The organism is Halorubrum sp. SD626R, assembly GCF_001261915.1.
In the GTDB taxonomy this organism is placed as follows: domain Archaea; phylum Halobacteriota; class Halobacteria; order Halobacteriales; family Haloferacaceae; genus Halorubrum.
In genome coordinates, this window is record NZ_CVRT01000141.1 from 1 (window position 1) to 14,360 (window position 14,360).

Annotated in this window: 13 protein-coding genes and 1 pseudogene; 9 read left to right on the plus strand and 5 right to left on the minus strand. The window is 69.9% G+C overall.

The features are described from left to right. On the plus strand, window positions 1-1,442 hold a 1,442-nt coding region (locus tag SD626R_RS13585), incomplete at its 5' end, for an acyl-CoA carboxylase subunit beta (RefSeq protein WP_092566874.1). Further along, window positions 1,442-1,774 (plus strand): annotated as a pseudogene (locus tag SD626R_RS13590) (hypothetical protein); the annotation flags it as partial. The gene SD626R_RS13585 and the pseudogene SD626R_RS13590, both read left to right, overlap by 1 nt. A gap of 198 nt (window positions 1,775-1,972) precedes the next feature. Here the strand turns inward: SD626R_RS13590 and SD626R_RS13595 are convergent. After that, window positions 1,973-2,203 carry a DUF7987 family protein gene (locus tag SD626R_RS13595; RefSeq protein WP_092566875.1) on the minus strand — a complete coding sequence of 77 codons (231 nt, stop codon included), beginning with the start codon at window positions 2,201-2,203 and terminating at the stop codon, window positions 1,973-1,975. Window positions 2,204-2,344: 141 nt separating this feature from the next. Here SD626R_RS13595 and SD626R_RS13600 point away from each other — a divergent pair, with 141 nt between their 5' ends. After that, window positions 2,345-4,225, plus strand: a complete 1,881-nt coding sequence (locus SD626R_RS13600) for an ATP-binding protein (RefSeq protein ID WP_092566876.1) — start codon at window positions 2,345-2,347, stop codon at window positions 4,223-4,225. An 884-nt stretch (window positions 4,226-5,109) separates the two neighbouring features. Here the strand turns inward: SD626R_RS13600 and SD626R_RS13610 are convergent. Together SD626R_RS13610 and SD626R_RS13615 are read right to left on the minus strand one after the other, a co-directional pair. Beyond that, window positions 5,110-5,952, minus strand: coding sequence for a beta-keto acid cleavage family enzyme (locus tag SD626R_RS13610; RefSeq protein ID WP_092566878.1), 843 nt, complete (start codon window positions 5,950-5,952; stop codon window positions 5,110-5,112). Then, on the minus strand, window positions 5,949-6,170 hold the full coding sequence (locus SD626R_RS13615) for a hypothetical protein (RefSeq protein WP_092566879.1): 222 nt from the start codon (window positions 6,168-6,170) through the stop codon (window positions 5,949-5,951). The genes SD626R_RS13610 and SD626R_RS13615 overlap by 4 nt, the downstream gene beginning before the upstream one ends. A gap of 97 nt (window positions 6,171-6,267) precedes the next feature. Between SD626R_RS13615 and SD626R_RS13620 the strand changes: the two genes are divergently transcribed. The 3 genes from SD626R_RS13620 to SD626R_RS13630 all read left to right on the plus strand — a co-directional run bounded on the left by SD626R_RS13620 (window position 6,268) and on the right by SD626R_RS13630 (window position 7,872). Beyond that, on the plus strand, window positions 6,268-6,615 hold the full coding sequence (locus tag SD626R_RS13620; RefSeq protein WP_092566880.1) for a hypothetical protein: 348 nt from the start codon (window positions 6,268-6,270) through the stop codon (window positions 6,613-6,615). Window positions 6,616-6,746: 131 nt separating this feature from the next. Further along, on the plus strand, window positions 6,747-7,229 hold the full coding sequence (locus SD626R_RS13625; protein WP_092566881.1) for a TRAM domain-containing protein: 483 nt from the start codon (window positions 6,747-6,749) through the stop codon (window positions 7,227-7,229). Between the two features lie 136 nt (window positions 7,230-7,365). Continuing rightward, window positions 7,366-7,872, plus strand: coding sequence for a Tfx family DNA-binding protein (locus SD626R_RS13630; protein ID WP_092566882.1), 507 nt, complete (start codon window positions 7,366-7,368; stop codon window positions 7,870-7,872). A 40-nt stretch (window positions 7,873-7,912) separates the two neighbouring features. Here SD626R_RS13630 and SD626R_RS13635 read toward each other — a convergent pair whose 3' ends face one another. Then, window positions 7,913-8,941: a succinylglutamate desuccinylase/aspartoacylase family protein gene (locus SD626R_RS13635; RefSeq protein ID WP_092566883.1), complete on the minus strand. Its 1,029-nt coding sequence runs from the start codon at window positions 8,939-8,941 to the stop codon at window positions 7,913-7,915. 98 nt (window positions 8,942-9,039) lie between these two features. Here SD626R_RS13635 and SD626R_RS13640 point away from each other — a divergent pair, with 98 nt between their 5' ends. Together SD626R_RS13640 and SD626R_RS13645 are read left to right on the plus strand one after the other, a co-directional pair. After that, window positions 9,040-9,867 (plus strand): MBL fold metallo-hydrolase, encoded by an 828-nt coding sequence (locus SD626R_RS13640; protein ID WP_092566884.1) that lies wholly within the window; start codon window positions 9,040-9,042, stop codon window positions 9,865-9,867. Between the two features lie 67 nt (window positions 9,868-9,934). Continuing rightward, complete coding sequence (locus tag SD626R_RS13645) at window positions 9,935-11,065, plus strand: molybdopterin-dependent oxidoreductase (protein WP_092566885.1); 1,131 nt, start codon at window positions 9,935-9,937, stop codon at window positions 11,063-11,065. A 34-nt stretch (window positions 11,066-11,099) separates the two neighbouring features. Here the strand turns inward: SD626R_RS13645 and SD626R_RS13650 are convergent, their stop codons facing one another. After that, window positions 11,100-13,568 carry a DEAD/DEAH box helicase gene (locus tag SD626R_RS13650; protein ID WP_092566886.1) on the minus strand — a complete coding sequence of 823 codons (2,469 nt, stop codon included), beginning with the start codon at window positions 13,566-13,568 and terminating at the stop codon, window positions 11,100-11,102. A gap of 311 nt (window positions 13,569-13,879) precedes the next feature. Between SD626R_RS13650 and SD626R_RS13655 the strand changes: the two genes are divergently transcribed. Continuing rightward, window positions 13,880-14,326, plus strand: a complete 447-nt coding sequence (locus tag SD626R_RS13655) for a DUF5807 family protein (RefSeq protein WP_092566887.1) — start codon at window positions 13,880-13,882, stop codon at window positions 14,324-14,326. The last annotated feature ends 34 nt before the right edge of the window (window positions 14,327-14,360 follow it).

Sequence of the window (14,360 nt, forward strand, 5' to 3'; positions counted from 1 at the left end):
CGCGCGAGCGCATCGACTACTTCCTCGACGACGGGACGTTCCACGAGTTCGACCGGTTCCGGACCCACCGCAACCACAAGTTCGGGATGGAGGAACAGCAGATCCCGGGCGACGGCGTCGTCACCGGCTACGGCGAGGTCAACGGCCGGAAGACGTTCGTCTTCGCGCACGACTTCACCGTCTTCGGCGGCTCGCTCGGCGAGGTGTTCGCCGAGAAGGTCTGCAAGGTGATGGACAAGGCGATGGACGTGGGCGCGCCCGTCGTCGGCCTCAACGACTCCGCGGGCGCCCGGATCCAGGAAGGGGTCGCCTCGCTCGGCGGGTTCGCGGAGATCTTCCGGCGCAACACGGAGGCCTCGGGCGTGATCCCCCAGATCTCGGCGATCATGGGACCCTGTGCCGGCGGCGCGGTGTACTCGCCCGCCATCACGGACTTCACGTTCATGGTGAAAGACACCTCGCACATGTTCATCACCGGCCCGGACGTCATCGAGACCGTCACGGGCGAGGAGGTGAGCTTCGAGGAGCTCGGCGGCGCCGTCACCCACACGTCGACCTCGGGCGTCGCGCACTTCGCCGAGGAGAGCGAGGAGGACGCCTTAGACGACATCGCGCGGCTGCTCTCGTATCTCCCCGCCAACAACGTCGAGGACCCGCCCCGGGTCGAGCCGTGGGACGACCCCGAGCGCGCCGACGAGGAGCTGGCCGACATCGTCCCGAACGCGCCCCGGAAGCCGTACGACATGAAAGAGGTCATCGGCAGCGTCGTCGACGAGGGCTCCTTCTTCGAGGTTCAGGAGAACTTCGCGAAGAACATCGTCGTCGGCTTCGCCCGCCTCGACGGTCACTCGATCGGGATCGTCGCCAACAACCCCCGCGTGAACGCCGGTACCCTCGACATCGAGTCGAGCCAGAAGGGCGCGCGCTTCGTCCGCTTCTGTGACGCGTTCAACATCCCGATCCTCACCTTCGAGGACGTGCCCGGGTTCATGCCCGGCACCGACCAGGAGCACAACGGGATCATCCGCCACGGCGCGAAGCTGCTGTACGCCTTCTCGGAGGCGACCGTCCCCCTCCTGACCGTGATCACCCGGAAGGCGTACGGCGGCGCCTACTGCGTGATGTCGTCGAAGCACATCGGCGGCGACGTGAACTACGCGTGGCCGACCGCGGAAATCGCGGTGATGGGGCCGAAGGGCGCCGTCAACGTCCTCTACCGCGAGGAGCTGGCCGAGGCCGACGACCCCGACGCGCGCAGACAGGAGCTCATCGACGAGTACCGCGAGGAGTTCGCGAACCCGTACACGGCCGCGGACCGCGGCTTCGTCGACGACGTCATCGAGCCCGCGGAGACGCGCGCGCGGCTGATCGACGACCTCCAGATGCTGAAGGGGAAGCGCTCGGATCGGCCCGAGAAGAAACACGGCAACATCCCCATCTGATGGCGACCGACTCGACCGAGGCCGACGCCGATCCGATCGACCGGGACGCGGACGCCCCGGAGGGCGAGACCGCCGACCCGACTGACGTCGTCCTCGACGGCCTGACGGTCCCCGACGACGCCGGCGACGCCGAGGCCGCCGCCATCGCCGCCGCGGTCGCGGCGCACCTCCGCGACGGCGAACTGGCCGCGGCGGCCGCCGCCGCGGACGGCGAGGCGGACGAGGGGTGGGCGGGCGAGCGGTGGTCGTTCGCCGGCCGGGTCGACCGCCTCACAAACCGGTCGGTTCGCGTCCCGGAGACAGCGCCGACGGACCCGTGGACCGCGGCCGGGACAGCACAGCCGCTCGCTCGGTTTCGAACACTCGCTCCCGGACGCGAGAGCGTCCGAGCGCGTGCATTCCCCCGGCGAGACGCCGCCTCGGCGAACCGCCTCCCTCGGCGAGGCGCAGTCGGGCGCGCCCGCCGCGCTACCCCTTCACAGGGTGCGTTCGGAGATACGTTCGATAGCTTATATATCTGTGGTCGGCCGTCACGCCTCCGGCGGCTCCTCGACGCCCTCCTCGGTCGCGGCGTCCTCCGTCGCGGCCTCGGTCGATCCGCCGAGGAGTCGGTTGAGGACGACGGGGACGACGCGGGCGAGGAGGACGAGGACCCCGATCCGGACGAGGACCGAGGCGTCCGTCAGGAACGTCGCGGCGAGGTACGCGGCCGCCGCGACCAGCGTCGACGGCAACACGTAGGGGTTTCCGGGCGAGAGCATGTCGGAACGTCCGAGCGGGGAGCCTCTTAACCGTCTCGGGGAGACCGCGGTCGGCGCCGAGAGGGTACGACGATCGTCGTCACCGATCGTCGTCGCGGACCGATAGAATGAGGTGGGTTATGCCGGAATGCTACCGCAGGAATGTTCGACAAGGTTCTCGTCGCGAACCGCGGGGAGATCGCGGTTCGGGTGATGCGCGCCTGTGCGGAGCTGGGTGTCGACACCGTCGCCGTCTACAGCGACGCCGACAAGCACGGCGGTCACGTCCGCTACGCGGACGAGGCGTACAACGTCGGCCCGGCCCGCGCGGCCGACTCCTACCTCGACGGCGAGGCGGTCGTCGACGCCGCGCGGAAGGCCGACGCCGACGCGATCCACCCGGGGTACGGCTTCCTCGCGGAGAACGCCGACTTCGCGGCGCGCGTCGAGGCCGCCGACGGGATCACGTGGGTCGGTCCCGCCGGCGACGCGATGGAGCGGCTCGGCGAGAAGACCCACGCCCGTCGGGTGATGGACGACGCCGACGTGCCAATCGTCCCGGGGACGACCGAACCCGTCACCGACGCCGAGGCGGTCACCGACTTCGGCGACGAGTACGGCTATCCCGTCGCGATCAAGGCCGAGGGCGGCGGCGGCGGCCGCGGGATGAAGGTCGTCGAGAGCGCCGACGAGGCCGCGGATGCGCTCGAATCGGCCAAGCGCGAGGGGGAGGCGTACTTCTCGAACGACTCCGTCTACCTCGAACGCTACCTGGAGACCCCCCGCCACGTCGAAGTGCAGATCGTCGCCGACGACCCGGCGGCGAGCGGCGACGGCGGCGAGGTCGACGAGAGCGACGTGGTCCACCTCGGGGAGCGCGACTGCTCGCTCCAGCGCCGCCACCAGAAGGTGATCGAGGAGGGCCCTTCCCCCGCGCTCTCGGACGAACTGCGCGAGAAGATCGGCGCGGCCGCCCGCCGCGGGGTCGCCGCCGCCGACTACACCAACGCCGGCACCGTCGAGTTCCTCGTCGAGGAGGACCCCGACCGCGACCCGTCGGAGCCGCTCGGCCCGGACACGCCGTTCTACTTCCTCGAAGTCAACACGCGGATTCAGGTCGAACACACCGTCACCGAGGAGCTGACCGGGATCGACATCGTGAAAGAGCAGCTCCGGGTCGCCAGCGGCGAGGGGCTCTCCGTCTCACAGGACGACGTGGAGTTAGAGGGCCACGCGATCGAGTTCCGGATCAACGCCGAGAACGCCGCGGAGGAGTTCCAGCCCGCCAGCGAGGGGTCACTCGACACGTACGACCCGCCGGGCGGGATCGGCGTCCGGGTCGACGACGCGCTCCGACAGGGCGACGAGCTCGTCACCGACTACGATTCGATGATCGCGAAGCTGATCGTGTGGGCCCCGGACCGCGAGGAGTGCATCGCGCGGTCGAAGCGCGCGCTCGCGGAGTACGACCTGGAGGGCGTCGTCACGATCGTCCCGTTCCACCGCCTCATGCTCGACGACCGTCGCTTCGTCGACGGGACGCACACCACGAAGTACCTCGACGAGGAGCTCGACCGAGAGCTGGTCGCCGAGGCCCAGGAGAAGTGGGGGACCGAGTCGGCTTCCGCAGGCGGCGATGACGAGGAGGCGACCGAACGCGAGTTCACCGTCGAGGTGAACGGGAAGCGCTTCGACGTGGAGCTGGAGGAGCGCGGCGCGCCCGCGATCCCGACGCCCGAGAGCGGGGGCGGCGCGGGCGGGCGTCAACAGCGGCCCCCGCAGGCGACATCCGACGACGGGGACGACGACGCGGTCGACGTCGCCGAGGGCGGCGAGGCCATCGAGGCGGAGATGCAGGGGACGATCCTCTCGGTCGACGTCGCCGAGGGCGACGAGGTCGCCGCGGGCGACGTGGTCTGCGTCCTCGAAGCGATGAAGATGGAGAACGACGTGGTCGCCGAGCGCGGCGGCACCGTCGCGAGCGTCCACGTCGGCGAGGGCGACAGCGTCGACATGGGCGACGTGCTGATCGTGCTGGAGTAGGATCAGGCGTTCCCCGGGTACGGTCGTTTATAACTAATTGGCGATTCTGCGGGAAGCAGACTGATGTCTCGGTCGTTTATCCGTCCGTCGTTGGCTCCGTCGAGATCCTCAGTCGGTGACATATTTCGCCCGGTCGGTCAGTACAGGGTCAAGAATCGTACAGTACGGGGTAGTACTCTATCGGCGCTTCAGTAGCACAGAGATGAGCATAAGCGCCGCAAAGACGATTGTGAAGCCCATCACTCCGACTCCGAAAACGTAGTACGGGTTCGTAAAATCGGGACTGTTGAGGAACAGAAAGAGGCAAAAACTCGAACCCATCAGGATAATCATCGCAGACCGAATACTCGGATTATACCGGTCTTCAAGCGATTCCCGAACGGTCCCGTACATATCAGAACGATAACCGCAATACAGTATATCGTTTGCGGTCGGTGAAAATCCGATGAGTTCGCACTCGTTATCGATCGGCTGTTTCAGTCGAAAACGCATCTGAAAATGGGATGTCAACGGAAACGTTCGTTTATATATGGCCGCTGGCGGATCGACGGCGAGCACCGCCAAAGCCCCAGGCGCGAAGCCGCCGCACACTCGCTGTGCTCCTCGGTCGCTCGCTCCGTTCGCTCCCTGCGGTGCTTGCGTCGTCTGCGGCGGCTTCGCGCCTGGGGCTTTGGGACCCGTCCCGCGCCACAGCCTCACGCCTCCCCAGCCTCGTCAGCCGCCCTCCGCGTTGCTCCGGGCGGCTGACTCCCTCGCGCGTGCGACTCGCACCCTTCGGTGCTCGTCGGCACGCGCCACCGGATCGATTAGTTATTACCAACCGTCGCTGTCACTCGCACGTTTTCATACTGAATCAGTACCGAGGCTGGCGTCACGAACGTCTGTTATCGGCCGCGCAACCCCAGCAGCTCCCGCGTCTCCTCGGGTGTCGCCACGGGTCGCCCGAGCTCCTTCGCGATCCGCGCCGCCCGCGCCACCAACCGCTCGTTCGTCGCCAGTTCGCCCTTCTCGTAGTACCGGTTGTCCTCCAGTCCGACCCGCACGTGCCCGCCGAGCAGCAGCGACTGGGTCGTCAGCGGGAGCTGGTGGGGGCCGAACCCGATCACGTTGAACTCGACGCCCTCGGGCAACGCCTCGACCCGGTTGATCAGGTTTCGGGGATGGGGCGGCGACGTGGTCCCGCCGCCGAACAGGAAGTTGAGATACGGCGGATCGTCGAGGTCGTCGAGGACCGCCAGCGACTCGTTGAGGTGGCCGTCGTTGAACACCTCCAGCTCGGGCTTGATCCCTCGTTCTTTCATCTCCGCGTGCAGCGACGCCACCAGCTCGCGGGTGTTCTCCGAGGTGAGCCGGTCGTAGCGGTTGAGCGGCCCCATGTCGAGCGACGCCATCTCCGGCGCGGGGTCGGTTCGCAGGGGTTCGTGTCGGATGGCGTCCGGCGCCGCCGTTCCCCCCGTGGAGTGCTGGAGGACGGCGTCGTCGGTCGCCTCGCGGACCGCGTCCGTCACCTCCTGAAACCGCTCGGCGGAGAAGGCGCGCTCGCCATTGCCGCGGCGCGCGTGCAGGTGAAGCACGCTCGCGCCCGCGTCCTCGCAGGCGGCCGCGGCCGCCGCGATCTCTTCCGGGGTCTCCGGGAGGTCCGGGTGCGCCTCCTTCCCGTGGACGCCGCCCGTGAGCGCCGCGGTGACGACGACCGGCTTCCCGTCGAGGTAGTCGTCGTAGGTCATCGGTCGGCGTCGGGGTCCTCGGCCCCGTTAGACGGCGGTTTCGGCTCGACGTAGAACTCGCAGTCCGTGGCGGGGTCGAGCCCGTACCGGGCGTTACAGATGTCCGCGCGCATGGGCTGGACGAACGACTCCGTCACGGTGCAGAACGCCCGAGCGGTCTCGAACGACTTCCCGTCGCCCTCCTCGCGGTACGCCAAGTGCGGACACGTCTCGTCCATGGGAGACGGTGGCGAGCGAGCGGCTTGAAACCACGCGTCGGGGGGAACTCCCGACCTGACCGACGCTGTTTAACCGAACGCCCCAGAATGGGAGGCCATGGAGCCGGTCGACGACTGGCGGGCGGCGATCGCGGAGGCCGGGGAGCTCACCGGCCCGATCGCCGCCGCGATCGTCGACGAGCACGGCGACCGCGGGCAGCGCGCGATGGAGGCGGTCGGCGAGGGACGTGTGAAACGCTACCGCGATTTCACCGTCGTCGTCGGCCACGACGACGAGTACGTCGTCGAGGAGGGGGAGTGCACCTGCGCGGACGCGACGTACAACCTCGACGCCGAGGATCCCAGCGAGCGCTGCTGGCACGCGATCGCGGTCGACGTGGCCGACGCGGTGGACGCGGTCGACCGCCACGACATGTGGTACTCGGAGGTGCGCGAGTTCCTGTGAGCCGGTCCGGTCCCGAGCGGTGACTGAGTAGCGGAACGGCCGCCGTTCAGCCGGATGAGGCGCCGAGACTCCGGATTTTCCACCCCCGCCAGTCGAAAACGTTTACAACGGCGGCCGGTCTCTCCTACGGTATGGCGGACTGTCCACTCGCCGACGACTGCCCCAGTTTCGACGAACGAATCGAGGGGATGGGGTGTCAACACTACGGCAACAAGGGCGGCGCGGAGTGGTGTAACCACTACGACATGCCCATCTACGAGCTGAAACAGCAGCCGGTCCAGCCCGGCGAGGAGGTCGTCGTCGAGGTCGACGATATCCACGAGAGCGGCGCGGGCGTCGGCCGCACCGACGACGGCTTCATCGTCCTCGTCGACGGGCTCCTCCCCCCGGCGCGCGCGGAGGTGCGGATCCACCGCGTGAAATCGAGCCACGCGACCGCGCAGGACGTCGTCGAGCGCCTCCCCGAGGATCCGGACGACGAGGGCGACGAGAGCGACGACGCCGAAACGGGCGCCGAGGGCGACGACGCCGAGGCGGACGACGAGGGCGACCGCCGGCGCGACCGCCCGGACCGCGAACGGCTCGGCAGCCGAGAGAACTTCTGGGGCAAGTGAGCGCGTCCCGGGGGAGCCCCGCCCCACGGACAGTCCGGACGCCGCCGATCGACCGTCTTCGCGCCCGCCGACCGAACCGTTCGGCCCGGGGCGTCGAAACCGCCGTTTTTTGAGCGAGCGTCCCCTCGCCGGGAGTATGGTCGCAGACGACGGTTCGGCCGACGCCCCCGACGCGGTCGACGACGCCGAGGACGTCGACGCCGCCGCGCTGCTCGAACGGGCCGGGTTCGACGCCGACGAGAGCGTCCTCACCGACCGACAGGCCGAGGTGCTCGCGCTCCGCGAGCGGGGGCTCCGCCAGTCCGACATCGCCGACCGGCTCGGCACGTCGCGCGCGAACGTCTCCAGCGTCGAGGCCAGCGCCCGCGACAACGTCGATCGGGCCCGCGAGACGGTCGCGTTCGCCGAGGCGGTCGCCGCGCCGGTCCGCGTGGAGATCGAGGCCGGCACGGACCTCTACGACGCCCCGAAGCGCGTGTACGACGCCTGCGACGAGGCGGGCGTGAAGGTGAACCAGACCGCGCCGGACCTGATGAAGACGATCGGCGACCGCGCCGGCGACGCGGTCCACGGCCGGGAGGTTCGCAGCCGCCTGTTCGTCACCGTCGACGCGAACGGACAGATCCGGGTGCGACAGCCCTGAATCGCGCCGGCCCGCCGGCGCTCGGCGAACCGATTCCTCCCTACTCGTCGAGCCGCTCCGCGACGCCGACGAGCGTCGAGCCCGCCGTGACCGTCGCCTCGCGGGCGACCGAGTAGACGATCCCGTCGCGGTCGGCCTCGACGGTCTGGAGCGGCTCGAACGTCGTCGGGTCGTGGACGACGCCGAGCCGCTCGCCCGCGACCACGTCGTCGCCGACCGCGAGGTCTCGCTCCGGCGTGAACAGCCCCGACTCGGCGGCGTCCACGCGCCCGAGGTGGTTCCGCGCGACGGTGCCGTCCCACGGCTCGGGCTCGCCGGGGATCAGCCCTTCGTTGCGGAGGACGCCGAGGGTCCCCTTCAGCCCGGCCTCGACCGCCTCGGGGACCACCTCGCGGCTGTGCGCGAGCTCCGGCGTGATCGCGGGGATCCCCTCCCGGGTGGCGGCGACGCGGAACTTCCCGGCGAAGCCGCGCTCGCTCCACTCGGCGTCCGCCTCGTCGCCCGCAGCCTCCGCGAGCAGGAGGTCGGTCCCGAACGCCTCCGCGAGCGACCGACACGCCCCGTCGCCGCGCATGTAGACGGTGTGCGTGAGCATGGCCGGCGACCCGGTGTGGAGGTCGACGATCGCGTCCGCCGCGCTCGCGAAGCGCCAGAGCCGGGCGGCCATTCGCTCGTGGAGCGTCCCCTCGTCGTCCCCGGGCCAGCAGCGGTTCATGTTCGAGCGGGTCGCGTCGAGCGACTCCGGGGTCGTGTAGGAGACGCGGTCGAACGTGAGCGGGTCGACGACGGGGACCGTCACGAGGGTGCCGTCGAGGGCGCTCGCGTCCACCTGTGTCGGGTCCGCGTCCGTCAGCCGTTCGTGGAGTCGCCGGAGGACCGCGGTCCCGTTCACCTCCCGCCCGTGCTGGGCGGCCTGCGCGTAGACCACGGGCCCGCCGTCGTCCGGGAGGTCGAGTTCGGGACCGTCCGGCCCCCGGACGAGGCGGCCCTCGCCGTACGCGTGGACTGTCGTCCGGATCGGGACGCCCGAGGGCAGCCGCGCGAGGACGAGTTCGCTGGCGTCGTGCATACCGGATGGTCGGCCCTGACGCGGTTATAAATCGGGGCGACGTTCCGGCCCGCTCGACCGCGGACGCTAAGTCGGTGGGTCGACGAGACGGATCCGAGATGCGGGTCACGCTCCTCGGCACCGGCGACACGACCGGGACGCCGACGGTCGGCTGCGACTGCGACACCTGCGCCGCGGCGCGCGAGCGCGGGGTGTCGCGCTCGCGGTTCTCCGTCCACGTCGCCAACGAGCGCACCGGTGAGTCCCTGCTCGTCGACTTCAGCCCCGACTTCCGGAGCCAGTTCCTCGACCGCGACGTGTCGCTGCCGGACGCCGGGCTCGTGACGCACATCCACTTCGACCACCTCGACGGGCTCGGCAACGTCTATCGGCTGGTCGACGGGCTCCCGGTCCACGCGCCGAACGAGACCGACCCCGCCACCGACGAGAGTGTCGCCGAGACGATCCGCGACAAGTACGACTACCTGGAGGACCGGATCGGGGTGCACGCCCGCGAGCCGTTCGAGCCCTTCGAGACGTGCGGGTTCGAGGTCCGGTTCGTCCCCGTCGACCACCCGCCCCTCCTCTGTTACGGCGTCGTCGTCGAGGACCCGGAGACGGGCGGGACGCTCGCGCTGACGGGCGATACGAGCTACGACGTGCCCGAGCGCTCCCGCGCGGCGCTCGCCGACGCCGACCTCCTGCTGGCCGACGCCATCGTCCCCGCCTCCCTCTGCCATCACCACCCGATGGGCGGGCGCCACGAGGGGCCCGACGGCGTCCCCCGCACGTTCGGCTCGAAGCACATGACCCGAGAGGGCGCGCTCGCGCTCGCCGACGAGCTGGACGCCGACCGCACGCGACTCGTCCACGTCGCGCACTACTACCCGCCCGACGAGGCGTTCGCGGAGCCGCTCGCGGTCGACGGCGAAGTGTACGAGCTGTGAGCGGTCGAGCGCCGTCGCCCGGGCCGGGCTGTACCCTTTTGTCTCGCTAGCACGTACCCCGGTCGAGATGGGAACCGGGTCCGGAACCGCCGAGAGACTCCGCGACGCGCTCGACCGGCTGGAGCCCCCGCCGCGGGCGGTCGATTGGTCGCTGTTCGCGTTCGTCGCCGCGGAGGTCGGCACCGGGCTCGTCTCGTTTACCGTGGGCGTCCCCGGGGGGTGGCCGATCTTCTGGCTCCACCGCGCGCTCGGCATCGGAATCGTCGTCCTGCTCGCGTGGAAGCTCGCGCGCGTCCGGCGCCGGCTCACCGACCCGAACCTGTGGCGGCGGTCGACCGCCCTGTCGGTCCTGACGCTCGTCGCCGCCGTCGGGGCGATCGGGACCGGGGTCGTCTGGGTGTTCGGACTCGACGTGCGGCTCTCCTACTGGACCCTCCTCTCGGTCCACGTCGGGTTCGGACTGGTCCTGCTCCCGCTCGTGGCCGCGCACGCGACGACCCGGTTTCGGCTCCCGCGCCGGGTCGACTTCGAGCGCCGCCGGACCGCGGTGCGCTACACCGTTCTGCTGGGCGCGGGCGCCGCGACCTACCGGCTCCAGCAGGGCGTCAACGACCTGCTCGACACGGCCGGCGCCGACCGGCGATTCACCGGGTCACAGCCCCGCGAGGGCGAGGGGAACGCCGCCTTCCCGATCACCTCGTGGGTCGCCGACGACCCGGACCCGATCGACCGCGACGCGTACCGGCTGACTGTCGACGGCCTCGTGAGCGACCCGGTCGAACTCGACGCCGACGAGGTGGCGGCGGGCCACGAGACAGAGGCGCTGCTCGACTGTACGAGCGGCTGGTACACGGTCCAGGAGTGGGGCGGGACCCGCGTCGGCGACCTGCTGGAGGCGGCCGGGGGGCCGAAAGTGGCCGGCGGCGACGAGGGATCGACCGACCGCGAGCCGGCCTACGTCCGGTTCACTTCGGTCACGGGGTACCGCTGGAGCCTCCCGATAGCGGAGGCCGAGGACGCCCTGCTCGCGACGCACGTCGGCGGCGAGCGACTGACCCACGGCCACGGCGCCCCCGCGCGGCTGGTCGCACCCGACCGGCGCGGGTTCCAGTGGGTGAAGTGGGTGACGCGCGTGGAGGTGCGGGCGGAGTACGACCTCGGGCAGTGGGTGGTGACGCTGGTGAGCGGGTTCGAGTGAGCGGCGGTCGCGTTCACGGCCCCGGAGCGCCCGGCTATTCGTACTCGCTCCCGACGACCTCGCGGATGCGCTCGGCGGTCACCGGGCCGACGCCGTCGACTTCCAGTAAGTCGTCCTCGGGCGCGGTCATCACGGCCTCGACGGTGCCGAAGTGCTCCAGCAGGGTCCGGGCCGTGACCGGGCCGATATCGGCGATGGAGGAGACGACGTACTCCTGCTGTTCCGCGCGGGTCTTCGTCGTCTTCTCGCCGTGGACGCTCACCTCGCGGTCGCGCGTCTCCTGCTCGCGCTTGGCGATCGTCGCGAGCAGTTCGGTGGTGTCGTCTTCGCCCTCGGTGCGGAGCACGCTCACGTCGAAGTCGACCGCGAGCGACGCGAGCGCGCCGCGGATCGCGTTGGGGTCGATGTCGCGCTGGCCGTAGAGGTTCGTGCCCTCGACGACCATCACCGGGCGGGCGTACGCCCGCGAGAGCTCGCCGACCTGCTCGAACATCGAGCGGTCGGAGTCGAGCATCGAGTCGACGAAGTCGGCCGCCGACTTGCGCTCGACGGCGACCCGGTCGGAGAGCACGTAGTCGCCGACCGCGAGCGTCTCCAGTCGGGTGACCAGCCCGTCGCGCGTCGAGAGGTCCTTCGCGATGGAGGAGTCGAGCTCGCGCTGGTCGACGACGACCTCGACGCCCTCGTCGACGCCGGCGGTGGCGACGACGCCGTCGTCATCGCTGTCGCCGTCGGTCGCCTCGGAGTCGTCACTTGCATCGGTCTCCCCGTCGGCATCTCCGCCCCGCGCCTCCTCGGCGAAGTCGGTGAGTCCGGGGTCGTCGCTGTCGGCGTCGCCGCCGCTATCGGTGTCGCCGCCGCTATCGGCGGCCTCGGATTCCGTTTTGGTGCCGTCGCCCTCGGTCGCGGAATTCCCGCTAAACGCGTCGAGGCCAGCCTGCCCGTCGTCGCCGACGGTCTCCTCGATGTCGTCGGTGGCCTCCTTCAGCTCGGCCAGCTGGCTGGCCATCTCCTTCTCGCGACGCCGCGAGATCCAGAAGAACGCCTCGTCGCGGGTGTCCTCGGCCATCAGGACGACGACCTTCCCCTCGGCCTGCCGGCCGGTCCGGCCCTTGCGCTGGATCGAGCGGATCGCGGTCGGGACCGGCTCGTAGAAGCAGACGAGGTCGACCTCGGGCACGTCGAGGCCCTCCTCGGCGACGCTCGTGGAGACGAGCACCTCGAACTCGCCGGCCTTGAACTCGTCGAGCGTCTCCTGCTGCTGCGTCTGGCTCATCCCGTCGGAGCCCTCCTTGTCGCCCTGCCCGACGAATTTCCGCACGTCGAAGCTCGCGGAGAGGAACTCCACGAGCGCCTCCGCGGTGTCGCGGGACTCGGTGAATAAGATTGCGCGCTCGCCCTCGTTGATGCCGAGGGTCTCGGCCAAGAGGATCCGGGCCTTCGAGAACTTCGGGTGGAGCCCGTCGAACGACTCCGCCTTCCGCATCGCTTCCCGAACCTTGGGGTCCGCGACCATGCGCTGGCTCGCCTTCGACGCGCCCGACGAGCGGGCGGCCTCGCGCTGGCGCTCGAAGTAGCGCCGGACGGACTCGACCGACTGGGTCTCGACCAGCTCGGTCGCGCGCCGGAGCTTCATCACCTCGGCGTGGGTGCTCATCCCCTTGTACCCCTCCGACTGGTCGTTGTCCATCATCTGTTTGAGCCGCCCCCGCATCTTGTTGAGGTCCTTCTGCGAGAGGTCGGGGTTCGTCGTGTTCGTCACCCCCAGCTGCTTCAGCTTCTCCAGTCGGTCGGTGATAACCTCGTTGAGCGCGTCGCGGATGTCTAAGACCTCGTCCGGGAGCGTCACCTGCTCCCACTGCACGTCGGTGTCGTGGGTGTACTCGTCGACGTCGGCGTCTTCCTCGGTCATCACCTCGACGTTCGTCAGCCCGAGGTTCTCACAGACCGTCTCGATCTCCTCGGTGTCGCCGCCGGGCGAGGCCGACATCCCGGTGACGAGCGGGTCGGCCGCGTCGGCGTGGTACCGCTCCGCGATGTAGACGTACGCGTAGTCGCCGGTCGCGCGGTGGCACTCGTCGAAGGTGCAGTGGGTCACGTCGCGCAGCGAGATCCGGTTGCCGACGAGGTCGTTCTCGACGACCTGCGGGGTCGCGATCACGATCCGGGCGTCGTCCCAGAGCGCGGCGCGGTCGTCCGGCTTCACGTCGCCGGTGAACACGACGATCTCGTCGTCCGGGATATCCAACGCCTCGCGGTAGAAGTCGGCGTGCTGCTGGACGAGGGGTTTGGTGGGAGCCAGGAAGAGGGCCTTCCCGCCGACCTCGTTGAGGCGCTCGGCGGTGACGAGCAGGCTGACCGTCGTCTTGCCGAGGCCGGTCGGGAGGCAGACGAGGGTGTGATCGCGGGCGGCGGACTCCGCGAGCTGGAGCTGGTAGCGGCGCTCCTGGAGGAAGTCGTCGACGAGCAGGGGTCTGTCGATACCGGCGGCCTCGGTCGCCATCGGCGGGGCTTCGCCGCCGTCGGTCTAAAGCCTTCGCGAAGCGGGGTGAAAGTTATCGGTCGGGGGAGCGCTCCTCGCGGTGCTCCTCGGGCACGTCCTCGTCGACCAGCTCCGCCCACTCCGCGAGCCGGTCTCCGGATGGTGTCTGTGCGCTCATCAGGAGACGGATCTCCGTGGTACGTCTTAACAGTTTCTCCGATTCCACACGATCTGTCATCGGTTCGACGCCGGTCGGGAGTGGCGGACACCGAGATCAGGGCGGTCCGACCGCGACTCGCACGGCTTTTAGGGTTCACGCGCGTCCGGCCGGCATGAGCAAACTCGACGCGTTCCTCGCCGGCGAGCGGCTCGACGACGTCGTCTTCTACCTGAACGACGCGTACCTCGACGACGACTCCCGGCTCCGGAACGTCGGGACCGAGACGGACGGCGGCGTGCGGCTGATCCTCGACGGCGAGACGGGGCGCTCCGCGTTCGAGGCCGGCACGGGAATGGGCGCGATGGAGTTCGCGAAGACGGCGATGGGCGCCGAGGGGACGATCGCCCGGTCGCTCGACGGCGGGGAGTGCCCGTTCTCGGACGACGCGGGCGAGGATTCCGACGACCACGCCGTCAGCTTCGTCTTCGCGTTCGCGGAGGCCCAGAACGAGGAGGTCGGCGGGCTCTACGCCGAGGGCGACGTGGTCCACGCGTACGCTCGCTGCGCGTGCGGCGAGAGCTACTCGCACAAGTGGATCGTCGGCGACCGCGACGACTGAACGGCGATCGGTGACCGCGGTCGCAACGGCGAAC